The sequence below is a fragment of the Mucilaginibacter phenanthrenivorans genome, assembly GCF_024721155.1.
Taxonomy (GTDB): Bacteria; Bacteroidota; Bacteroidia; order Sphingobacteriales; family Sphingobacteriaceae; genus Mucilaginibacter; species Mucilaginibacter phenanthrenivorans.
Map to the genome: position 1 here is coordinate 58,259 of NZ_JAHVAP010000007.1, position 23,948 is coordinate 82,206.

The 23,948-nt window shown below is 43.5% G+C and carries 19 protein-coding genes; 6 read left to right on the top strand and 13 right to left on the bottom strand.

Annotation, left to right across the window (positions count from 1 at the left end):
• Nucleotides 1–8: 8 nt before the first annotated feature.
• The 4 genes from KXD93_RS17810 to pdxR all read right to left on the bottom strand — a co-directional run bounded on the left by KXD93_RS17810 (nucleotide 9) and on the right by pdxR (nucleotide 5,376).
• Nucleotides 9–1,181, bottom strand: a complete 1,173-nt coding sequence (locus KXD93_RS17810) for a D-alanine--D-alanine ligase family protein (protein WP_258138675.1) — start codon at nucleotides 1,179–1,181, stop codon at nucleotides 9–11.
• Between the two features lie 20 nt (nucleotides 1,182–1,201).
• The gene (locus tag KXD93_RS17815) at nucleotides 1,202–2,779 is read right to left on the bottom strand and encodes a Mur ligase family protein (RefSeq protein ID WP_258138676.1); all 1,578 of its coding nucleotides are present in this window, start codon (nucleotides 2,777–2,779) and stop codon (nucleotides 1,202–1,204) included.
• Nucleotides 2,779–3,555 (bottom strand): alpha/beta fold hydrolase, encoded by a 777-nt coding sequence (locus KXD93_RS17820; protein ID WP_258138677.1) that lies wholly within the window; start codon nucleotides 3,553–3,555, stop codon nucleotides 2,779–2,781. Before KXD93_RS17820 ends, KXD93_RS17815 begins: the two co-directional genes overlap by 1 nt.
• Nucleotides 3,556–3,885: 330 nt before the next feature.
• Nucleotides 3,886–5,376 carry a MocR-like pyridoxine biosynthesis transcription factor PdxR gene (gene pdxR / locus KXD93_RS17825; protein WP_258138678.1) on the bottom strand — a complete coding sequence of 497 codons (1,491 nt, stop codon included), beginning with the start codon at nucleotides 5,374–5,376 and terminating at the stop codon, nucleotides 3,886–3,888.
• Between the two features lie 82 nt (nucleotides 5,377–5,458).
• On the opposite strand from pdxR, the gene KXD93_RS17830 reads away from it, so the two are divergent.
• Nucleotides 5,459–5,914, top strand: a complete 456-nt coding sequence (locus KXD93_RS17830; protein WP_258138679.1) for a TQO small subunit DoxD — start codon at nucleotides 5,459–5,461, stop codon at nucleotides 5,912–5,914.
• On the top strand, nucleotides 5,911–6,918 hold the full coding sequence (locus tag KXD93_RS17835) for an EamA family transporter (protein ID WP_258138681.1): 1,008 nt from the start codon (nucleotides 5,911–5,913) through the stop codon (nucleotides 6,916–6,918). Before KXD93_RS17830 ends, KXD93_RS17835 begins: the two co-directional genes overlap by 4 nt.
• A gap of 61 nt (nucleotides 6,919–6,979) precedes the next feature.
• Here the strand turns inward: KXD93_RS17835 and KXD93_RS17840 are convergent, their stop codons facing one another.
• The gene (locus KXD93_RS17840) at nucleotides 6,980–8,290 is read right to left on the bottom strand and encodes an erythromycin esterase family protein (protein ID WP_258138682.1); all 1,311 of its coding nucleotides are present in this window, start codon (nucleotides 8,288–8,290) and stop codon (nucleotides 6,980–6,982) included.
• 175 nt (nucleotides 8,291–8,465) lie between these two features.
• Between KXD93_RS17840 and KXD93_RS17845 the strand changes: the two genes are divergently transcribed.
• Together KXD93_RS17845 and KXD93_RS17850 are read left to right on the top strand one after the other, a co-directional pair.
• Nucleotides 8,466–9,524, top strand: coding sequence for a sensor histidine kinase (locus tag KXD93_RS17845; protein WP_258138683.1), 1,059 nt, complete (start codon nucleotides 8,466–8,468; stop codon nucleotides 9,522–9,524).
• 1 nt (nucleotide 9,525) lies between these two features.
• Nucleotides 9,526–10,206, top strand: a complete 681-nt coding sequence (locus tag KXD93_RS17850) for a LytR/AlgR family response regulator transcription factor (RefSeq protein WP_258138684.1) — start codon at nucleotides 9,526–9,528, stop codon at nucleotides 10,204–10,206.
• Nucleotides 10,207–10,211: 5 nt separating this feature from the next.
• On the opposite strand, the gene KXD93_RS17855 is transcribed toward KXD93_RS17850, so the two are convergent.
• The 8 genes from KXD93_RS17855 to KXD93_RS17890 all read right to left on the bottom strand — a co-directional run bounded on the left by KXD93_RS17855 (nucleotide 10,212) and on the right by KXD93_RS17890 (nucleotide 20,033).
• Nucleotides 10,212–10,691: a hypothetical protein gene (locus KXD93_RS17855; RefSeq protein WP_258138685.1), complete on the bottom strand. Its 480-nt coding sequence runs from the start codon at nucleotides 10,689–10,691 to the stop codon at nucleotides 10,212–10,214.
• A gap of 41 nt (nucleotides 10,692–10,732) precedes the next feature.
• Nucleotides 10,733–12,385, bottom strand: a complete 1,653-nt coding sequence (locus KXD93_RS17860; protein ID WP_258138686.1) for a M56 family metallopeptidase — start codon at nucleotides 12,383–12,385, stop codon at nucleotides 10,733–10,735.
• A gap of 2 nt (nucleotides 12,386–12,387) precedes the next feature.
• Nucleotides 12,388–12,750, bottom strand: coding sequence for a BlaI/MecI/CopY family transcriptional regulator (locus KXD93_RS17865; RefSeq protein ID WP_258138687.1), 363 nt, complete (start codon nucleotides 12,748–12,750; stop codon nucleotides 12,388–12,390).
• A gap of 150 nt (nucleotides 12,751–12,900) precedes the next feature.
• On the bottom strand, nucleotides 12,901–14,391 hold the full coding sequence (gene araA, locus KXD93_RS17870) for an L-arabinose isomerase (RefSeq protein ID WP_258138688.1): 1,491 nt from the start codon (nucleotides 14,389–14,391) through the stop codon (nucleotides 12,901–12,903).
• Between the two features lie 94 nt (nucleotides 14,392–14,485).
• Nucleotides 14,486–15,187 carry an L-ribulose-5-phosphate 4-epimerase gene (locus tag KXD93_RS17875; protein ID WP_258138689.1) on the bottom strand — a complete coding sequence of 234 codons (702 nt, stop codon included), beginning with the start codon at nucleotides 15,185–15,187 and terminating at the stop codon, nucleotides 14,486–14,488.
• 64 nt (nucleotides 15,188–15,251) lie between these two features.
• Nucleotides 15,252–16,919 carry a ribulokinase gene (locus tag KXD93_RS17880; protein WP_258138690.1) on the bottom strand — a complete coding sequence of 556 codons (1,668 nt, stop codon included), beginning with the start codon at nucleotides 16,917–16,919 and terminating at the stop codon, nucleotides 15,252–15,254.
• 99 nt (nucleotides 16,920–17,018) lie between these two features.
• On the bottom strand, nucleotides 17,019–17,726 hold the full coding sequence (locus KXD93_RS17885) for an NUDIX hydrolase (RefSeq protein WP_258138691.1): 708 nt from the start codon (nucleotides 17,724–17,726) through the stop codon (nucleotides 17,019–17,021).
• Between the two features lie 114 nt (nucleotides 17,727–17,840).
• Nucleotides 17,841–20,033 carry a glycoside hydrolase family 3 N-terminal domain-containing protein gene (locus KXD93_RS17890; RefSeq protein ID WP_258138693.1) on the bottom strand — a complete coding sequence of 731 codons (2,193 nt, stop codon included), beginning with the start codon at nucleotides 20,031–20,033 and terminating at the stop codon, nucleotides 17,841–17,843.
• A 434-nt stretch (nucleotides 20,034–20,467) separates the two neighbouring features.
• On the opposite strand from KXD93_RS17890, the gene KXD93_RS17895 reads away from it, so the two are divergent.
• A complete protein-coding gene (locus KXD93_RS17895) occupies nucleotides 20,468–22,588 on the top strand; it encodes a bifunctional aldolase/short-chain dehydrogenase (protein WP_258138694.1) in 2,121 nt (706 codons plus the stop codon).
• A gap of 83 nt (nucleotides 22,589–22,671) precedes the next feature.
• Nucleotides 22,672–23,946, top strand: coding sequence for a sugar isomerase (locus tag KXD93_RS17900; RefSeq protein ID WP_258138695.1), 1,275 nt, complete (start codon nucleotides 22,672–22,674; stop codon nucleotides 23,944–23,946).
• The last annotated feature ends 2 nt before the right edge of the window (nucleotides 23,947–23,948 follow it).

The following is a 23,948-nucleotide window of genomic DNA, read 5'->3' on the forward strand; positions in this document are numbered from 1 at the left end:
TTTTTGTTTTATGATTTGCCCGATTTCGACAATCCGGCGCTCATGTTAAATATATTTTCACCGTAGCTCACAATCAAATTGTCGCGCTCACGCTGGCGTTTAAGGGCTACGTCTATCAGCGTTTTTAAAAGCTGACCGAAGTTTTTATCAGTTGCCTCCCAAAGATAAAAAGATAATGAGCCAGGTATGGTATTTATTTCATTTACGTACACCTTATTGTCCTTTTTATCAACCAGGAAATCGATTCGCGACACACCTGAGCAGGAAAGGACCCTGAAGGTTTCCTTTGCCAGGTCCTGGATCAGCATAGCTTGTTCCTTTGGTATATTAGCCGGGATCTGGCGTTTGGTGCTTGTCATCCCTTTTGATGAGCTGCCTTTGGTAATGTATTTATCCTTATAGCTTAAAATATCGCCAGCACCAAGAGGCTCCTCGCAAACAGAGGCGCTTTGATTAGCTGAATCGCCTATAACGGAGCAATTAATTTCCTTCAGGTCGGTTACCATGCGTTCAACCAATATACGGGCGCTGAATCGGCTGGCAAGCTCAACTGCATCTATTAAAGCTGCTTCATCGGCCGCCTTTGATACCCCAACGCTTGAACCCAGGTTTGATGGTTTTACAATAACCGGGAAACCGATTTTCTTAATATTTTCAATGATGGTCTCTTTATCCAGGTGCCAGCTGCGGTCGGTAAACCAGGTATAGTCAACCACGGGCAGCTTGCTCTCCTTTAAAACCATCTTCATCATAATCTTATCCATGCCAATGGCCGAGGATAAAACATCACAGCCAACATAGGGAATTCCCTTTAGTTCAAGCAAACCCTGTAACGAACCGTCCTCGCCGTTGGTGCCGTGGATGATGGGGAATGCAATATCTATTTTGCCAAGTTCCTTGCTTTTCCAAATGGACGATTGCATCGCATTAATAGTGAAATCGCCGTAGGCGGGCGACAAATAAATCTCGGTGCACTGCGCTAAAAGGTTATCTGTATTTTTATAATTATCTACATTTAAAAGCGCGTCGCCGGTGTACCATTTGCCGGTTTTGGTAATATAGATGGGGGTAATTTCGTAATTGTTCTTATCAAATGCAGCGATAGCCTGTTGTGCCGAAATAACAGAAATTTCGTGCTCAACTGACCGTCCGCCAAAAATAACACCTACTTTGATCTTCATTTGTTCTCTAAATAATTAGTCTATAGTTCGTATGTATCGGGCAAATCGTTTTCGTATAATAACACATCGCCCGCCCGCGTCATGCCGCCTAAATGATTTACGGCGTCTTTAAAGTTTTGAGCAACGTATATTTTATTGTCGGGGTAGTTTTTGTTCTTCAGCCCCTTCATAATTGGTAAAGTTATGTTTTTACCCACAAGTATAGCATAATCGCAGCTTTCTGCAATCTGTTCACCTAAAAGGGTGTTATAATATTCCTGTTTCTCGCCAAGCTCGATCATACCTGGTGTTATAATGATCTTTCGCTGCCCCTCAATCGCCTTTAAAACAGCAAGCGCCATACCTGAGCCAACCGGGTTTGAATTAAAGGCATCATCAATAACTGTAACACCATTTGGATGTACTTTAACTTCCAGCCTGTGCTGCACCGGCTCCAATTTCTTAACGGCGAATGCTACGCTGCTATCCGGAACACCCAGGTGCCGTGCCACGATATATCCTGCCAATATGTTCGATAAGTTGTAGCTGCCCAATAACTTGGTTTCGAAATCGGCAAGGTGTTTGCCTTTTTGATAAACCGAAAAAGCTGAGCCCCGTGCAGAATAAGAAATATCTTTTATATAAAAATCTACCTTTTCATTATCCGACGAATACAGGGCTGTTTCTCTGTCGGCAACCGGGCGATTGGCTATAAATTCGTAGTCTGCGTTCAATACTGCAAGTCCGCCGGAGGGTAAAGCGTCGATTAGCTCGAATTTTGTTTTTTGAACATTTTGGATAGTTTTAAAGCTTTCCAAATGCTGCTCTCCAACTGCGGTGAGGATGCCGATTTGAGGATGTACTAAATCGCAAATCTCCTTAATGTCGTTAGGTTGCTTGGCGCCCATCTCCACAATAAAAACCTGGTGGGTAGCCTGCAATTCCTCGCGAACAGTTTTGATAACACCCATGGTAGTATTATAACTTCCGGGGGTCATTAACACGTTGTATTTTTCGGATAGGATCCTGTATAAAAAGTGTTTGGTGCTGGTTTTGCCATAGCTGCCGGTAATGCCAATAATGATCAGGTCAGGCCTGTCGGCAAGGATCTTTTTAGCATCGTTATAATACCAGTTGTTGATAGACTTTTCAATCGGTGCGATTAAAACATTTGCTATCGCGATAAAAACAAAACTCAACAATAATACAAAACCACCAACCCACAGCGAACAAAGCGTTTTACCGGTTACAAAAAAGTAAACCAACGCAACTATTACAGAAAGCCCGAACGTTAGCCCGAAAAGCCTTTGCGCGCGTTTTGTGAACACTACCGGTTTTTTCTGCTTTTTAATAAACAGCAACCAGGCCAGTAAACCAAACAATAATATAAATAGTACACTGCTTACAACCGGGCTGGCAAGCAGGATTATGATGCCGGTAATAACAAGCACAATAACTTCCAGAACCCGGGTTGAAAGGATCAAATTGGTTTTAAGCCATTTAAAATACCGGTCGTTACGGTATGAGTTTAACTGCATCATGTGCAACTCGAACCTGAGCTTTGCAAATGCATAAACCAATAAAACTGCAAGAGCAATAAAAAATAGTATGTTATCCATTAAGCGTTTTTCTTATCGGCCTGTAGAAAGTTATCCAATATAATTAAAAATTCATGCAGCTTTTCAACAAAGCTAAAATGACCGGCATTTTTTAAAACTACCAGCCCGGCGTTGGGGATCAGCTTTTCCATTGTTTGCCCATCGCTAACTGGCGTGGCCGTATCATTTTCGCCCCAAATTAAAAGGGTAGGGGCTTTTATCGATGGCATTACATGCTTAAGGTCTTCGTTAACCGATTTAACCAAAATATTCCGCATCACACCCGAAGCATTGTTATAATCGCTCGATCCGGCAGTTTTACGGTAGCTTTCCATTATTTCCTGGGCTTTATTGTTGCCCACAAACAATGGCAGTGCTTTTTTAGCGGCCTTGTACGAGTAAACTTTTATATAATACTCAAGCGATCGGCTCGGTTTAATACCAGCGCTATCCAGCAAAATTAATTTTAAAACCGGGTTGCGCGACGCAAAAAGAATCGAGATCCTGCCGCCATAGGAGTGACCGGCAAGGATTGGATTGCTGATATTTTTTACCCTGAAAAACTCTTCTATAAATTGGGTGTATTCTTCAACCCCCCAAATCTCATTGGGTTCCTGGCTTTTACCAAAACCCGGTAAATCAATGGCGAAAATGTGAAAATTAGGCGTGAAGTGTTCCTGTATTTTTGTGAAGGCCTGCAGGTTTGAGCCCCAGCCGTGCAGAAAAACAAGCGGTTTGCCTTCGCCGGTTTCATTAAAATTTATGTTAAGGCCCTTAACCAGTTGGGTTTGTTCCATAAGTACAATACGATGCTTGCAAAGATAATAAATAAGTGATAGCAATAACAGGCCGGCACAGGTTATGCAAGCTCAAAATGCCTAACAAAAATGCTCGCTTTATGTGTTGAAAAGAATGATATTTAAAAATAAAACCTCATTGTGTCTCTACCAAAAAGGAATAAAGTTAAAATGATAGAAGAAATATTATCGTAGAGACGCAATATTTTGCGTCTCCCGCTGAAAAGACGGTCATTATTTAAATTCTGCAAACTATCGTCCACGCAAATCTACAATGCCAGTTGCATAGGAGACGCAAACTATTGCGTCTCAACGACCTTTCTTCCATGTTTAAGCAGAGGTCAGCGCAGTGATCGCATTTTTTAAGATCTCAACCGCCTGCTCAAGCTCCTTTGGATTTAATGATGCAAAGCCAACCCTGATACCAATATTCTGATAATCCGGATCATGAAAATAACCCCTGCCATCACTGATGTTCAGGCCCATGGTTGCTGCTTTCGCAGATACTTCATGTGGTTTAAGTCCGTTCAGATATTCCATCCATATAGCAAAACCACCGTCCGGGATTTTAAAACGAACATATCCGTCCAGTTTTTCATGTAACAGGCTGCATAGTATGTCCCGTCGTTCGTGACAAGTTTTATTCGCCTTTTTAAGGTGCCGGCTTATATCGCCGTTTTTTAACAGGTTAGCCATCGCCTCCTCCAAAAGCTGCTCGCCTTGCCGGTCGATAAGCTTGCGGAACCGCGTGGCCTGTTTAATGAAATTTTGCGGGGCTATCATAAACCCTATCCGAATACCCGGCGCTATGGTTTTTGAAAAAGATCCAACATAAATTACTGAGCCATAATAGTCAACACTGGCCAATGGCAGGATAGGGCTGCTGGCGTAATGAAAATCGTAATCATAATCATCCTCAATTATGGCGAATTTATACGTCCGCGCCAATTCCAACAACTGCATCCGGCGCTCGGCGCTTAAGGTTACTGTTGTGGGGCTGTGGTGGTGGGGGATCACATAAACCAGTTTTACCTTCTTCTTTTTACAGATAGCTTCAATGGCATCTACAACTATCCCGTGTTCATCAACGGGCACCAGCATTAATTTAGCGCCCGTTTGTTCAAAAACTTCGTTTGCACCATCGTAGCCTGGGTCGCCTGCGATGGCAACATCGTTTTTTGTAAGCAATACTTTTGCAGTGAGATAGAGCGCCATTTGCACTCCCTTCGTTATCAGGATGTTTTCAGGCTGAACCTGCAGGCCGCGGGTTTCGCCAAAAAAACGGGCTAGTTCATTCCTTAAATTTTCTGATCCCTGCTCAGGCCCGTACATCAAATATTTTGAAGTAAACTGGTACCCTGCAAACCGCCTGTATTCCCTCACCATCAAGTCGACTGGGGCAAGGCGTGTATCAGGGAAGCCGTCATTTAACACTAAATTGTTTTCCGGTTTCTTTGCGGACGGTGTGGGTAAAGGAAACTTCTCGGCGGCTACATCAAAAAAAGTCTTTTCCGGGTAAACATATTGCTGCGTAATTGTCGCTATTTTTCTTGGCGCTACATCGGGCAGGTTTTTGGCTACAAAAAGGCCTTTGCGCGGGTAAGCATCAACCCAGCTTTGCGCATACAATTCGTCGTATGCCGCTACCACCGTCTTGCGGTGAACCTTCAGATCAGCAGCCAATGCCCTGCTTGATGGCAAGGCAGACGTTGGCTTTAAAGTTCCCCTGCGAATATGGCTGATAATACCATTCGCTATTTGCAAATAAACAGGGATTTGCGAGCTTTTATCAATTACTACCAGGCCATTCGGAAATTGCATATCTGGACTACCTTGTTTGTGTTTTCTGGACTATAAAGATAGGCCAATTGCAATGTAAATTTACATCAGCAAAGAAAATATTATGCAAGTCATCAAAAATCAAATATTCGCTTCTATCTACCTTCGCGCAGGGTTAGCCTGCAGCTACCTATGGGAGGTGGCCGACAGGCTCGGCATCCTCGGCGCTCACGGGCAACCACACGTTGGCTGGGGCGATTGGTCGCACTTTATGGATTATGCAAGGCAAACAATGGCTTTTATGCCGCAGTCCATCATTCCTGTTTTTGGCGTAATAGCCACAATTTGCGAGGGCTTGTTTGGACTACTGCTTTTAGCCGGATTGTTTACCCGTTATGCCGCAATAGGCAGCGCTTTATTAAGCCTTGCATTCGGCATCTCTATGGCAATCTCATTCGGTATCGAGTCGCCGCTGGGCTATTCAGTTTTTACGGTAAGTGCAGCAAGCCTGCTGCTGGCGTCGCTGCCAAATTACAAATGGAGTATCGATTCACTATTAAATAAAAATCAAATATCATGATAACAAGTAATCAACAAAAAGCGCCTGCATTGTTAGTCTTAATTGCATTTGCTATAGTTTACGTAGTATGGGGCTCTACCTACTTTTTTATAGGGATGGCGGTACACGGCTTTCCTCCAATGCTGTTGGGCGCAATTCGTTATACAACAGCCGGGCTATTATTATTAGCCTGGAGTGCCTTCAAGGGCGATAGGATCTGGACAAAAAAGGATATTATCAATTCTGGAATCAGCGGTTTGCTTACTCTGTTTGTAGCCACCGGGATAGTTTTTTGGGTTGAGCGGACAATGCCCAGCGCTATGGTAGCCATTATGGTATCGGCAAACCCAATTTGGTTTGTGGTGCTTGATAAGGGAAATTATCGCGCAAATTTCAAGAACAAATACGTCATTTCCGGACTCATTATCGGCTTCGCAGGAGTAATCTTGCTATTTAGCGAACAACTTAGTAAAGTACTGTCCGGTAGCCATAATTCATCAAATTTACTGGGAATAATATTATTGGTTGCCGGGCCAATTGCATGGTCGGCCGGTTCATTATATTCAAAAAAGAAGGGCAGCAGCGGCCCTGCCCGCTTAAATACGGCATGGCAAATGACTATTGCCGGGCTTGCCTTTTTACCAGCAGCGGCTATCAACAAGGAATTTAGCAGTTTCAATATTCACCAGGTACCTGTGTCGGCATGGATGGCACTGGTATATTTAATAATTTTTGGTTCGATAGCTGCGTTCGGTGCATACGTTTGGCTGCTGCAGGTGCGCCCTGCTACCCAGGTAAGCACGCACTCTTACGTAAACCCGGTTATTGCTGTACTATTGGGTGTGATGTTTGCAGGCGAGCACATTTCGGGCTTACAGATCGTCGGCCTGGCAGTTATCCTGTTCAGTGTATTGCTGATCAATCTTGATAAATACCGCAAGGCATTAAAGGAAAAGCAACAAGTGAAACCTGTTATTAAAATTGCCGAATTGCCTGTAAAATGTAAGGTTTTGGAGGCTTGTTAAAAAACCGGATTTTATTCAAAAACCTTGCTCAAAGCGGAGCCAGGTTTTTGTGTATTTAATATTATTTTAAAGGCGTAGCTGCATGTGTATCCTTTATAAATAAATAGGCATCATACATTTCATTCATGTTCACAGCATCGTATGATTTTTCACCGCTATCTGGTCCGTATCCTATAAAACGCATTTGTTTGGTTGTCCCACCGGGATTAAACGCTGCCGGATCAAAATAGAAAGCCTTTCCTGTCATTCCGTTTAACAACTCATCCCACGACCCTTTAACCGGGATTGCCAGTGGATATGCGTTCATCGGGTTGGTATATGTATCCCTTGGCTCGGTTGTAGCCGCGAATGTTCCGCTTGCTGTACCCGTGCCTAGTGCGAAATAATCATTGGGGAACATTTTCAGGAGTTTACCGCCGGTTCCGCCAACCTCATCGTTGTAAATTCCCTTTTTCGCCAGGTGCACATCATGCGCCCAGATGATCATTTTTGCACCCGGCTCCTTCATAATTAATGATGTGTTGTACGCCATGATACTATCCCGCGATGCAGCTGGTAACAGCATAAACTCGTCATAAAAAGGCGAAAATGCCTGCATTATGTTCAATAAAGCTAAATGGCAATCGGCCTTGGTTTTTGCGGGCAGGTTTGAGGCTGCCACTTGTTTGTCCAGTTTATCAGTGGCCTTATAGCCGTAAAAACTGCTCTTATCTGTCGCCTGGAAATCAAATTTCGAATCCTTTTTATTCGTTTCCTGCCAGCTTTGGTCCTGGTAGGCAGCAGCTTTGGCAATAACGGCAAGCGAATCTGCAAAATTGGCGGCAGGAGTGTTCGCAATTAACTGTTTAAAAACTTCAATATCAGGCATTATAAAAACATAATCAATGCCGTTGATAGTTATCTTTTTAGCATGGGTGCTGTTATATTCCTTCACCCAGGTAAGCAACTCCCTGGTTTCGGTATTTTGCCAAATGCTGAGCATGTGTTTTTTCATCAGGCTGTCGAGGTTCGCGGTTGTATTGAGCTTGCTGTTTAACAGCCAGCCATCACTGTAGTCATTTTCAAAAGCGATGTGGTTAAAGCCCTTTTCCTCCACAAGGATCCGGCTGATCCAGTAGCGCAGTTTATAAAACTCTGCCGTTCCGTGGGTGCCTTCGCCCAAACCGATGATCTGTTTGGTGCCCATTTTTTCGATCAACGGTTTAATTGATTTTTTAAAAGCTTCGTAGCTTTCCATCGATACCGCTTTTGCAGCACTTTGGTTAATAGTTAAATTATTAGGTTGTTCAGCTTTTGGCTGCGCCGATGCTTTTTTGTTTGCCGAGAATAATAGTAGCGTAGTTGCGATCAGTGTTACCAGGATGTTTTTCATTTCTTTAATTGTTTATGCTGCAAATCAACATCGAAAAATGATTGGCCTTATTTGTTATTCGACGGGATAGAGGATTTGCACCACCGGAAAAATCGTGTCGTTTTTCGTCGCGCAAAATGTGGGTTTAGTCGAAAATGCAGTTCATAAACCCGATAAATAGCCGCACATTAGCATCGTGACTAAGAAAAAGACCATAACATTCCCTATCGCATTTGAGGTGCTCATCTGGCTCTTATATGTATGCTTGTATAAGTACTCTTACTATTTAGACCAGGCACACCTACCAATTCTGCGGGACAGTAATTTTCCTTACCTGCAGGTTTGCCTTTATAGTATCTGCTCCACTTTATACCTGATCCCATATTATCGCTGGGCGGTTCCTAAGCTATTGCACCTTAAAAGGTACTGGCTGCTGTTTGGGGCAACAGTGCTGGTGTTTATTTTCCTTATGCCAATTAACGACGTTGCCTGGGGATGGATCTTCGCTAAATGCACAAACGGCTTAACAGTACACAGGTTTTTTGTGATACAATCAAGCTGGTTTGGACCCGATCTCAACCTGATGTTTACCGACCTGCTGGCTTTTTTCTGTATTGCGTTTGCCAGGTTCTCTTATCAAAATGAGCAGCTCCGCCATCAAATGGAAACGGATAACCTGCAATTGCAGCTCGGCATGTTAAAGGCACAATTGCAACCTCATTTTTTGTTTAATACCCTAAACGGGTTATATGGGATGAGTCTCACTGAATCGAAGGACACGCCGCGTTTTATCCTGCTGCTGTCGCAAATGATGCAGTATATTTTGTACGATTGCGATACTGAAACGGTAAACTTACAGGACGAAATGACTTTTTTAAAGGGATATTTTGAACTGGAACAAAAGAAGTTCCCCAAATCAAAAATAATTTTGGACGTGCCTGAACTGATCCCGGATGTTAACGTTCCTCCGCTACTGTTTTTACCATTGGTGGAAAATAGCTTTAAACATGGCAAGCACAAACTGGAAGATACGGCAGGGGTAGAGGCAAGGCTAACTGTATCCGATAAAGAGATCCGGTTTATCATCAGCAATGATGTTTATGAACAGTCTGTGCCAGCGGCTAAACCGGCAAGCGGCGGCATTGGTCTCATCAACATAAAAAAACGATTGGAATTATATTACCGTGGCCGGTACGAACTTTCGCTTGATCAAAAAGACAATCAGTATATTGCTACACTAATAATTAAGCTGTAAAATGAAGTGTGTAATTGTTGACGACGAGCCCTTGGCGCACCAGGTTTTGGAGCATTACATAGCCCAAACGCCGGGCCTGCAGCATGCCGCTTCATTCCGTAATGCGTTTGACGCCTTTGAATACCTGGGTAAAAATAATATCGATCTGCTGTTTTTAGATATTGAGATGCCTTTGGTGAACGGCATTAACTTTTTAAAGGCGCTGCCAAATCCACCAAAAACCATCTTTACAACTGCCTATAAACAATATGCCTACGAGGGTTTTGAATTAGATGCGGTAGATTATTTACTAAAACCATTCGCGTACGAGCGTTTTGTAAAAGCTATTCAAAAAGCAAAAACTGATGCAGAGCCAGCACCCGAAAGTTCAGCAAGCACGCTTACTATAAAAGATAAACAAGGCTTGCTGGTACTCAAACAGCAGGAGATAATGTATGTTGAGGGATGCCGGGATTATGTTAAAATCATTACTGCGCAGCAAACGCATATCATTTACCATACGTTAAAGGGTATTCTTGAAAAGCTTAATCCGGAGATTTTTGTGCAAAGCCATCGTTCGTATATTGTAAACAAAGCTTTCATTAATAGGATTGTTCAGGACAATATCATCCTGCAAAATCAATCGTTTATTCCGGTTGGGCAGCTTTATAAGAAAGGGTTATTGCAGCAGATCAATGGCTAACTAAGTTAATGCTTCACCTTGTTGTATGCCTGGTAAACGGTTGTATAACCCGCTGTTTCGTCCGTTTGCTCGCGACCCGTTTTTGTATTTAACTTCAGCGGTTTCTGCATCAGTTCACCATTTTTCAAAACAAATTTCAGGTTCAGGGTATCCTTCATGCCTTCCTGCATAAAGCTCCAAACAGCGTTTATAGTATCGCCTTTAACTATTCCATCAAGCGTTCCCTTCCTGCTGTCCTTTTGATAAGGCAGCCAGTTCATAATCCCGGTAACTTTGGTGTCCTTAGTTACAAGTTCTATACTGGTAGTGTCTTTTCCCTCGGTTTTCAAAAAGCACAACGAACTCACGGCCGGTGCTGTCGTAGTAATTTTGCCGGTGTCGGCAGCATGTGCATCCGAAGAATCCTTATTAGCAGCTTTATTGTTATTTGACGAGCAAGACGCGATGAATATTGACGCAATGCAAAACTGGGTTAAATACTTCATAAGGATATGACAGTTTTAAACCGCAAAAGTTTTACACCACCTTAAATGGCGGTGTAAAACTTGTTAAATAGATCGGGATTTTTAACGCCGTATTCCTTACTGTTTTTGGAGAGCGACACCCAGTCGTTAATTTTATAGGCCTTGGATCCGGTTTTAACTTCGTGTACAAAACGGAGCGTGATATGATCGCCCCATTCGATGCTGTTTAAATCCGGGGCATCTGATTTAAAGCTTAGGTTAAATTTGTAGCCGTTTACAGTTTCAAACAGCGCTGTTTTCCATTTTCCGTCCGGGTACTTTACAATATTACTAACTTGTCCTTCCGCAAAGCGGACCTTGTTTGCTTCATATAAAAAAGGGTAATTGGGTAATTTATCAGCCTCGGCCAATTGAAAGATCTTTACATTATCCTTCAGGATATAGGCAGGGCTAACCATTACCGGCTGCTCTACATTAAAACCACCCGTAAACATCCGCATAGTGATCTTATCACCCGGCTTCAGTAACCCGTTCAACTGTTTTTCCTGTCCGTACATCGAGCGGAGCTGGTAATTGTAATTGTCGTACGTGAAGTTAAATCCGGCTTGTTTACCGGTTTTTTTATCCTTTATGATACCACTTATGGTAATTGTGACTTCTTTGTGCCAAATGTTTTTTATTGCTTTTTCCTTGATTTTAAAATCGTCCGTTAAGCGGTAGGCTTTAAATTTCTCCTGCTCTGTCAGCTCGTTTTTACTAAGCTTTGTTTTTTTACGATAATCCTTCATCGTATCCGGCAGCTGGCGCGAAAAGGAATTCTTTATTACATTAATACTTTTTAGCTTGCTGAATGCAAGGCAGCTTATCAATACCACGGGTACAATAAGCACGTAAATTGCTTTTTTCATATTTGCTGAAGGTTTATTAAATAACATGTTGATACGTTTTTTGAGCGGCGCCTTGCTGAAGTTATTGCAGAGCATTCCCTGCCCCGAAACTGCAAGCTGAAGCAACAAGTTGGCGTAACTGTTTTTATTGGTAGATGACGCCATTTTTCTATCCACCTCAAACTCATGATTTGCCTCAATTGCCTTTACGTAGAAATAGATGAACGGGTTAAACCACAGTATAATTTGAGCCAGCTTCACCAGGATACGGTCTATCGAATGATATAATTTAACGTGCATCAACTCATGGTCGATCACCTGTTGCTTTTCATCCGCAGATAATTCGTCGTCATTTAAAAATATGTAGTTCAGGAACGAGCCATTATTTACCGTTTTCTTGCTTTTCAGAATGATAGCATCTTCAAGTTTTACACTTGTGCTGCTTTTTAACCGCCTTGCAAAAAGCAGGAGCGTAATCAACAAATGACAGATCAATCCGATCACTGCTAAAACATAAGTTACTTTCAGTATCAAAAGCCAGTTTATGTTGTGTGATACGATGGTTGTAGATTTTGCTGCATGTAAAAGCACAGGCGATGAATATTGAAGCGTATTGATATAAACCACCTGTTGTATCACCGGGATGTATTTTTCCTGCGGGTCCAACGGCATCCGGAGAATTGGGATAATAAAGCTCAATACAATGGTAGCCACGAAATACCATCGGTTAGCTGTAAAAAAAGTAAGCCTGCTTAACACCATGTAGTAGAACAGGAAAAACACGCAGGTACAGGCCGAAACCTGCAGAAGGTAAACGATGCTGCTCATTGTTATTTATTTTGATTGATAATTTCTCTTAACTTTTTTATTTCATCAGCGCTTAGCTGTTCTTCCTTTATCATAAAGGAGAAAAGGCTTTCGGCTGAATTATCAAAGTATCCTTCAAAAAACCTCGAAAATGATGCTTTGCGATAGGCTGCTTTTGAAATGGCGGGAAAGTATTCATAGGTTTTCCCATAGGCCTTATAGCCAACATATCCCTTTTTCTCCAGCAGCCTAACCACCGACGAAATGGTATTGTAGGGCGGTTTAGGATCATCCGGCAGGGCCTCAATAATATCTTTAACAAAACACTTTTTCAGGTTCCAGATCACCTGCATTACGCGTTCTTCTGTTTTTGTTAATTCTTCCATACTCAAATGTATAACTTATTTTTCAGTTATACAACTAAACTTTAAGTTTTATAACTTATTTTTCAGTTTTAAGTATGGGCAGACGGTTAATTCATAAAAAAGCCGGGTAGATTTTCATCTATCCGGCTCATATGTATGTTAAAAATCAGGCTATTTGTAGCTGGCGTCGTTCCACCGCAGCTCATTTCGTAACTGATCAAGTTTGGTATCCTTGCCGATGCGAATAAATTCCAACCCGGCTATGTCAGCAAAGTCCTGCAAATGTTCGGCAGTTAAATTTTGGCTGTAAGCGGTATGATGTGCTCCACCTGCATAGATCCACGCAGCGCAGCCGGTCTTCATATCAGGGTATGGTTTCCATAACACCCGGGCCACGGGTAGGTTTGGCAAATCATTTTGCGGCTCCACAGCTTCAACTTCATTTATCAATAAACGGAAGCGGTTGCCCATATCTACAATGGATGCATTCAGCGCAGCGCCACCTGCAACATTAAACACCAAACGGGCAGGATCAGCTTTGCCGCCAATGCCTAAAGGATGCACCTCTAATGCAGCCTTGCCATTTGCCAGCGAAGCATCTATTTCCAGCATGTGTGAGCCTAAAACAAGCTCATTATTAGGGTCGAAGTGGTAAGTGTAATCTTCCATAAAGGCATTACCACCCTTTAAGCCGCTGCCCATTACCTTAAACGCGCGCACTAAAGCCGCAGTTTTCCAGTCGCCCTCGCCGGCAAAACCGTAACCGGCAGCCATCAGGCGCTGTGCTGCAATTCCCGGGAGCTGGATCATACCATGCAGATCCTCGAACGTATCGGTAAAGCCTTTAAAGCCGCCATCTTCTAAAAATTGTTTTAAGCCAAGCTCAATTTTTGCAGCATCGTAAACTGATTGATGTTTAGCGCCACCTTTAAGCAAATCGGCAGCCATATCATAAGTAGCTTCGTATTCAGCAATCAAATTATTAACAGCTTCATCGCTAATCGCGTCAATCACTTTAACTAAATCACCAACGCCATAAGTATTTACCGAGTACCCGAATTTTAATTCCGCCTCAACCTTGTCGCCTTCGGTAACCGCTACATAGCGCATGTTATCGCCAATGCGGGCAAACTTTGCGCCCTGCCAGTCGTGCCAGCCGGCTGCTGCACGTGCCCAGGCATTTATTTGTCCCAATACTTCAGGATCCTGCCAGTGCCCAACCACCACCTTGCGATTTTTGCGCATCCGCGATACGATGAAGCCAAACTCCCGGTCGCCATGAGCGCTTTGGTTCAGGTTCATGAAATCCATGTCAATTGAGCTCCACGGAATATCGCGGTTATATTGGGTATGCAGGTGCAGCATCGGTTTTTGCAGAATGCTCAGTCCGCGGATCCACATCTTGGCAGGAGAGAACGTATGCATCCAGGTAATTATCCCAATACAATTTTCAGTGGTATTAGCTTCCTGCAACGTGGCGTAAATTTCCTCCGGACTTTTAACAACCGGCTTGTAAACAACACGCACGGGCGTTTGTGCATCCGCATCCAAACCCTTTGCAATTTGCTGTGAATGCTCCGCAACTAATTTTAAAGTTTCTTCCCCATATAAATGCTGGCTTCCTGTTATAAACCAAACTTCAAATATTTTTAAATCTATCATTGTATTTTAATTGTGAATTAACGATTTAGTGAATTAGTGATTTGCTGTATTGTGTTTATATACTGCCAACTCAAAACTCAAAACTGCCAACTGATTAACTCTGTCCATAATAAGAATCCGGCCCATGTTTACGTTCAAAATGTTTTTTTATGAGCGAATCCTTCAGGCGCGGCGCGTTGTTATTTATTTGTTCGGTTAAATAAGCCATTTGTGCGACGGCTTCTAAAACTGCACTGTTATACACTGCTTTCTCGGGAGTTTTACCCCAGGTAAAGGGAGCGTGATTACCCACCAATACCATTTCCGTTTCCCTGTAATCCAGGCCTGCCTCTTCAAAATGATTGATGATCTGGAACCCGGTTTGGTATTCGTAATCGCCGGTTATCATATCATCGTGCATGGGCGGTGCGCAGGGGACATCGGCAGTTAGATGGTCGGCATGGGTAGTTCCATAAATAGGGATGCAGCGTTGCGACTGCGCCCAGGCCGTTGCGTACGTTGAATGCGTGTGCACTATGCCATTGATATGCTCCCATTGCTTGTAAAGTACGGCATGTGTTTTAGTGTCGGACGATGGCCTCAAATCACCCTCAATGGTATTGCCGTCGAAATCAACAATCACCATCTTTTCGGGCGCAAGTTCATCGTACGGGACGCCACTTGGCTTTATAGCAAAAACACCAAGCTGCCGGTCGGCAGCGCTCACGTTGCCAAAGGTAAAAAGCACCAGCCCCAATTTAGGCAGCTGCATATTCGCCTCGTACGCGCTTTGTTTTATATGCTGATATTTACTCATTTTAATAAAATATAATAAATTCTACCATCTTCTTAATTCGTGAAATTCGAACAAATTCGAGAAATTAGTGCTTTGTCTCAATAAATTTTCCGAGGGCTGTATACTTATCAAATCTTTTTTGGTAGATCTCCCTGTTCTGCGGGTTAGGATAGTACTCCGCATCAAAACCTCTTCCCATGGCAACCATCGCATCCTCAACCGTAGGATAGATGCCAGCTACAACGGCGGCAAACATAGCGGCGCCAAGCGCGCAGGTATGCTCAAACTGGTGAATACGGATTGGCATTCCCAAAACATCGGCCATCATCTGCATAATATAAGGTGATTTTTTTGCGACGCCGCCTATTCCTATCAGCCCTTTTACAGGGATACCCTCCTGCACAAAACGGTCGACAATACTTTTTGCCCCAAAACAGGTGGCCTCAGCCAACGCCCTGAAAACACGCGGGGCATCGCTACCAAGGCCTAAGCCTGTTATCGCACCTTTAAGTGTTTGATCGGCATCAGGTGTGCGGCGGCCATTAAACCAGTCTATCGCAAGTTCGGCGTTTTCTTCAATAGGTAACAGGGCAGCCTGCCTGCTTAGTTCGGGAATTATCTTAGCCAAAAGCTCTTCCTTTAAAGCTTCGGCTGTTTTTGGGTCGATAAGCGTAGATGATGACAAAGCGTTCAATGGCCATGCAACCAGGTTCTTAAACCATGCATAAGTATCGCCAAAGGCAGATTGCCCGGCTTCGAGCCCAACCATTCCCGGGATAACCGAGCCATTTACCTGCCCGCAAATACCACGGATCAGTTTGCCTTCAATGTCAGCGGTAGGGGCAACCAGTATATCGCAAGTTGATGTACCCATTACCTTACTCAGGTGATAAGGCTCAATCTGCCCGCCAACCGCGCCCATATGCGCATCAAAAGCGCCGACACCAACCACCACGTTGGTGGATAGTCCTAATCTTTCAGCCCATTCAGTGCTTAACGTACCGGCGGGTTCGTCTGATGTATAAGTATCCTTAAATAATCTTGAAGTGATGCCCGTTAAAAGCGGATCGAGCGATGAGAAGAACTCATCTGGTGGTAATCCGCCAAATTCTTCGGCCCAAAGTGCCTTGTGCCCGGCAGAGCAGCGGCCGCGTTTTATTTGCGACGCATCGTTGCCTCCGGTTAATAAGAATGGGATCCAGTCGCAATGCTCCACCCAGGAATAGCATGCCTTTGCTACCTGCTCATCAGTGCGTAAAGTGCGCAATAGCTTAGCCCAAAACCATTCGGACGAATAAATACCGCCTACATATTTAAGGTAGTTAATATCAAATTTGGTGGCGTGCTCATTTATCTCTGCTGCCTCGTTTACGCCGGTATGGTCCTTCCATAAAACAAACATCGCGTGCGGATTATTTTCAAACCCGGGTGTTAAAGCCAATGGTGTTCCGCTTTTATCTACGGCCACAGGTGTTGATCCGGTAGTGTCGACCGCCAAGCCTTTAACAGCGTTTGCAGCTCCGGGGCCAGCCTTTTTTAAACAATCCTTAATGGTAGTTTCCAGGCCTTCAATGTAATCGAGGGGGTGTTGCCTGAATTGGTTTTCAGGTGCGTTGCAGTATAATCCCTGCTGCCATCTTGGGTAGTTAAATACTGAGGTTGCTATCTCTTCACCATTATTTGCGTCGATCAATACAGAGCGGACGGAATCGGATCCGTAGTCCACCCCAATTACAAATTGGTCGGTAGTCATATCTTGTTTATAATTTAGTGTTGAAATAACACTTATTTTTTGACAAAAAGAAATTTTGAATAAAAAATTAGCAATCTAACTGCCAAAGCTAATCAATTGTTACAGCGAAAGAGTATCGGGGTTGGGTATGAAATTTAAAAATGCCTGGAATTTGGCATAGTAATTTTGCTTGTTTAACTGGTAATAATAGGCTCCCCGTTTAGAACCCGCCTTGTCCTTTTCGGCTAATTTTATCAACAACCCAGTGGCTAACACCCGTTTACTGAAATTTCTTTTGTCGATGGTCGTATTAAAGACAGCTTCGTACAACGTTTGAAGCTGGGGGATGGTAAATTTATCCGGTAATAACTCAAAAAGAATGGGGTGAAGGGCAGCCTTGTATCTGATCCGTCTTTTGGCCGCTTCAACCATTTCCTGGTGATCAAAGATTAATTTGGGGACCCGTTTCATTGGGAACCACTCAGCATGGTAATCATTACTTAGCTGGGTTTCGTATTTATAGATATCGATTAAAGCAAAATATGCGGTAGACACTGTACGCTCTATCGGGTCGCGCTTTGCATCTCCATAAGTATGCAGCTGCTCAAGGTATACGCCATCCAAGCCGGTTAACTGCTTCAAAATTCGGTTTGAGGCTTGTTCCAGGCTTTCGTCTTGTCGCACAAAGCCGCCCATAAGGCTCCAATTGCCTTTTTCGGGTTCAAATGCCCTTTGGATCAAAAGTATTTTCAGTGATTCACCGTCAAATCCAAAAACTATACAATCAACTGCTAATAAATGTCGGGTTTGGTTTGAATACTTATGCATTTGTAAAAAATGGATTTGCTTGCAATCGTGGCAAATGTATTACATTGTTAATATATAAAGAAATGCTGTTTACATTCACGCAACATTGTATCGCAAATTATCAGTTTTAATAGATCATTTAACTAAAAATTCGGCGCTCAATTTTTTATCTGTGGAGTTACTTCCCAAATACAATTGATACTTACCGGGATACAACTGCCATTTGTGTTTTTCAAGGTCCCATTTTTGCAGATCGCTAACCGGGATGCTTATCAATGCCGATTGCTTATCTCCCTTTTTAACATTTACACGTTTAAAATCCTTCAATTCCTTTAATGGCATACGGTCAATTTGCGGATACTGAATATAAGCCTGTACAACTTCATCGCCATCCATGCTACCGGTGTTTTCAACCTGTACCGAAATTTTTATAGAATCTTTAGCGGTGTATTTCTGCTGAGGTTGCTGTTGCCACTGATAATTAAAACTGGTATAGCTTAAGCCAAACCCAAACGGATATTGCACCGGCCCGTCAAAATAACGGTAGGTGCGGCCCTGCATGTTATAATTACCAAAAGCCGGCACATCCTTTATCGATTTATAAAAAGTAACCGGCAAATGTCCTGATGGTGAAACTGCCCCGAAAACCAGGTCAGCTAAAGCATTGCCGCCCTGTTCGCCGGGATACCAGGCTAATATAATGGCATCGGCGTAAGACTCAATAGCAGAAATATCTACATCACTGCCGGCTGTTACCACTGCAATAATTGGTTTTTTTACCGATTTTCTCAGCTCCTTCATAAATGCAATATCGCCTGGAGGCAAACTCAAATCTTTTTTGTCGCCGCCACTAGGGGATAAAAAGGCATCGCCTGCTTCACCCTCCAATACCGGGCTCAGGCCGATAACTGCAATGGTGAGGTCGGCATTACCTGCTGCCCAGGTGCCACCAAAGTGGGTAGTATCCGTATGGCTTGCCCCCAAATCATATTCAACCCGGGTGGCTTTATCAACTGCGGCAGTTATCCCCTCAACAAAATTAACCGCCTTGCTGCTAACGCCATGATAATTGGCCACCAAAGCATCAAGCGAAGCTGCATTTGGCCCTAAGACCATAATGCTGGGATAATCGCTTTTTTTCAATGGCAGGATATTTTTGTCGTTTTTTAATAGCACCATACTTTGTTGGGCTACTTTACGGGTTAGCGCAACATGGGCTGCATTATGGATACTGTCATCACCAAAGTTTTTATAGGGAGATGCAGACTGCTCGTCAAAAAAGCCCAGCTTAATTTGCGTGCGTAACAGTGCAGCCAGTGCCTGGTCAACTTCCCTTTCGGTCAGCAGTTTTTGGTTGATGGCTTTTAAAATATCATCCTGCAAAATACTGGAGCAATCCAGGTCGATGCCAGCTTTTATGGCCGCCGCAGCCGTTTCTGTACTATTTGGTAAAGTCTTATGGGTTAAAAAAACATCGTCCAAAGCGCCGCAGTCAGTGACTACATGGCCCTTAAAGCCCCATTCCTTGCGTAAAATATCAGTTAGTAATGTTTTATTGATAGAATTTGGCATCCCGTTGATCCGGTTGTAAGCGCTCATCACCGATTCAACACCGCCATTTACCAGCGCGTGGAAAGCATAAAGGTAGGTTTCGCGTAGGTCCTTTTCGTCAACGATGGCATTAAACTTATCACGCTCACTTTCCGGGCCGCTGTGTACGGCAAAATGCTTGGCAGTTGCGGATACCTTTAAATGCAGCGGATCATTACCCTGCATCCCTTGTATATATGCAGTGCCGGTCCTGGCGGTCAAGTAAGGGTCCTCGCCATAAGTTTCCTGCCCGCGGCCCCACCTCGGATCGCGAAAAATATTAATATTGGGCGACCAGAATGTCAATCCCATATATTGCTGGTGCTGCCCTTTTGCATAGGCAAGGTTATATTTTGCCCGCGCCTCGGTTGAAATAACGGTTGACACCTGTTTCACCAGGTTATCATCAAATGTAGCAGCCATGGCTATGGCCTGCGGAAAAATGGTGGCCTCGCCTGCGCGGGCAACACCATGTAAGCTCTCGTTCCACCAATTATAGGCCGGGATGTTTAGGCGCGGCACTGCTTTACTTCGATAGCCAAGCAATGATATCTTTTCTTCAAGCGTTAATTTAGAGATCAGGTCGGCCACTCTCGTATCCAGCGGTTTGCTTGCATCCCTGAACACCGGCAATTGCTGTGCTTTTGAATATTGGCAGGTCAGCGAAAAGAGACTTACGAGAAAAAACAAACCGGCCTTTCCGATGGTTATTTTGGGGATTTTTAAATTTTGTGTCATTTTAACAATTGATGATGCAATTAAGCTAAATTATATGAAATTGCGAAAAGCTACTTTCGCGTCACCTTTAGGTGGATGTTTAGTCGCTAGTATACTTGTGCAGTACAAATAAATGTAAACCATGATTTTTTTAAATTGTTCATAATCAATGTGTTAATATCTAAGTTTTTGAAAAGTGTAAACCTTTGTAAACCCACTTTCCAGCATATACCTTTTTTAAAAAGAGTCAGGTAAAGTCAAATCGGGTTTATTGCGCCGTAAGACAAAAATCACCGGTTTTTCGTATAACATGACAGAGAGGGACGGTTGTATTTATTTTTTTGAATAGGTTGCGCCATATTTGTAAAGCCAATTAGATGAAGGTAACTTCATAATCGCTATTTGATCCGGTTATTAAACCTTATTAAACAATAAAATAAAATTAAAATTTAGTTATGTCACTAAGCACAACATCATTTAAGCATGTAAGTTACCTTTGGGATGATGCAAAAGCCGCCGAACTTGCCGGCGACGAGGTAGCCCTATTAATATATCGCTCCAATTTATTGGGCGCAGATCTGCGGCTTACCAACTACGGTGGCGGCAACACTTCCTGCAAGGTGATTTCGAAAGACCCGTTAACCGGCAGCGAAGTTGAAGTAATGTGGATAAAAGGCTCAGGAGGCGATATCGGCACACTTAAAAAGAGCGGACTGGCGGCGCTTTATGTCGACAGGTTACGCAGCCTTAAAAACGTTTACCGCGGTGTGCAGTATGAAGATGAAATGGTGGAACTGTTTAACCACTGTATTTATGACCTGGCCTCCAAGGCACCTTCTATCGATACCCCTTTGCACGGCTTTTTACCATTTAAACATATCGACCACCTTCACCCTGATGCGGCTATTGCAATTGCAGCGGCTAAAGACGGTAAAAAAATAACCCAGGAATTATTCAACGGCACCATTGGGTGGGTTGAATGGAAAAAACCTGGCTTTGAGCTGGGCTTGCAATTAAAGCAGTGCCTTGATGAAAACCCCGGTATCCGTGGCATCATGTTGGGCTCGCATGGCTTATTTACCTGGGGCGATACCGCTTACGAAAGCTATGTAAACACGCTTGAAGTAATTGAGCGCTGCGCTGAATACCTGGAAGATAACTATGGTAAAAAAGGCCCTGTTTTTGGCGGACAAAAAATTGAAAGCCTTGACGAAGCCGGTCGTAAAAAACAGGCAGCTGCAATAGCGCCAATCCTGCGCGGATTTTGCTCGAGCCAAAAACACATGATCGGTCATTTTACTGATGATGCACGTGTGCTGGAATTTATCAACTCAAATGATCTTGACCGTTTGGCGCCACTAGGCACCAGCTGCCCGGATCACTTTTTGCGCACCAAGATCAGTCCGCTGGTATTGGATCTTAAACCCGGCGAAGATTTAAGCGATGTTAAAGCTTTACAGGAGCGTTTGGCCCCTGCATTTGAAGCCTACCGCAAAATGTACACAGACTATTATAATACCTGCAAACATGATAACAGCCCGGCAATTCGCGATGCCAACCCGGTAATTATTTTATATCCGGGTGTAGGTTTGTTCTCGTTCTCAAAAGATAAACAAACAGCGCGCGTTGCAGCAGAGTTTTATACTAACGCCATCAATGTAATGAAGGGCTCGGAAGCAATTTCTGAATACACATCTTTACCGCGACAGGAGGCATTTGACATTGAGTACTGGCTGCTTGAAGAAGCAAAGCTACAACGTATGCCAAAACCTAAAGCACTATCAGGTAAAATTGCCCTTATTACCGGCAGTGCCGGTGGTATAGGTAAAGCTATTGCTAAAAAGTTTGTTGATGAAGGCGCTGTTGTGATCCTGAACGACATGAACACCGAGCGTTTAGCCGGAGCAGGTGAAGAGTTTAAGAAACAATTCGGTAAAGATTCATACACAACCGCTGTGCTTGACGTTACCAACGAAGAGCAGATCAATGCAGCATTTGAAACCGCAGCTTTGGCTTTCGGCGGGATAGATATTATAGTAAACAATGCGGGACTTTCTATTTCCAAAACTATAGCCGACCATACCGAAAAGGATTGGGACTTATTGTATGATGTACTGGTAAAGGGTCAGTTTTTTGTAACCCAGGCAGCCACCGCAGTTATGAAAAAACAGGCAATTGGCGGCGATATCCTGAACATTGTAAGTAAAAATGCGCTGGTTAGCGGTCCTAATAATGCGGGTTACGGCAGTGCGAAAGCTGCACAGCTCCACTTAAGCAGACTTAATGCTGCTGAACTGGGTGCTGATCATATCCGTGTTAACGTCGTAAACCCTGATGCCGTAATAAGCGACAGTAATATATGGGCCGGCGGATGGGCCGAAGGCCGTGCAAAAGCTTACGGAATTACGGTTGCGGAACTGCCTGCTTATTATGCAAAAAGAACATTATTGAATGAAGTAATTCTTCCTGATGATATTGCCAACGCTTGTTTCGCTTTTACAGGTGGCCTGCTGAACAAATCGACAGGGAACGTGCTGAATGTTGATGGGGGAGTAGCAACAGCATTTGTTAGATAATTTTAGTTCATGGTTCATAGTTGATGGTTCATGGCCGGAAGTCTGTGAATGAATGTTAAAAAACACCAATTTAAATTTATATTATGCGGATAGAGCAATATAAAATAGAAGAAATAAACGGCGAACAACTGGCAAACCACAAGCGCAAGCTTGATTTTGTTGGCGCCGATGTGAAATATCTTGATGGCGTAATGGCCAAATTACAAGCGTTCAATATCGCTATCCCAAGTTGGGCATTAGGTACAGGCGGTACGCGTTTCGGCAGGTTTTCTGGTGGCGGTGAGCCACGCAGCCTGGAAGAAAAAATTGAAGATGTGGGCGTGATTCATGCGCTTAACAGGTCAAGCAATTCCATTTCCCTGCACATTCCATGGGATATTCCTGATAATGCAGCATCTATAAAAGTGCTGGCTTCGCAATTGGGTTTGCATTTTGATGCGGTTAACTCCAATACCTTCCAGGATCAGAAGGATCAAAAATACAGCTACAAATTTGGTTCACTTCATCATGTTGATAAGGAAGTGCGGAAACAGGCTATTGAGCACAATATCGAAGTAATAAAATACGGCGTTCAGCTAAATTCAAAAGCATTGTCAGTTTGGTTGTCTGATGGATCAAACTTTCCGGGACAGTTAAACTTCCGCACTGCTTTTCAAAATACACTGGAAAGTTTGCAGGAAATTTACAGCGCCCTGCCTGATGACTGGAAAGTTTGGGTAGAGTACAAACCGTACGAACCGAACTTTTACTCAACCACCATTGGCGATTGGGGACAGTCATTATTATTGGCGAATAAATTGGGCGATAAAGCGGCTACGTTAGTTGATCTTGGTCACCATTTGCAAGGCGCAAACATCGAGCAGATTGTTTCCTTATTGCTGATGGAGGGCAAGCTTGCCGGATTCCACTTTAACGATTCGAAGTATGGCGATGATGACCTTACTGTAGGCAGCATTAACCCATACCAATTGTTCCTGATCTTTAATGAGCTGGTTGAAGGTATGGATGCCCGCGGCATGACCCACGCAACCGATATCGGCTGGATGATTGATGCATCGCATAATGTAAAAGATCCTATCGAGGATTTGTTGCAGTCGGTACAGGCAATAAAAATTGCTTACGCACAGGCTTTGATCGTTGATAAAGCAGCATTACAGATCGCACAAAAAAATAATGATGTAACCCTCGCACAGGAAATCTTGCAGCAGGCTTATCGCACAGATGTTCGCCCGCTAATTGCAGAAGCAAGCCTGAAAGAAGGCGGTGCTTTGGATCCGGTTGGTGTGTACAGAAAGCTTAAAGTGCGTGATAATTTGATAAAGGAACGCGGATTAAAAACTGTTGCTACCGGGTTGTAGCC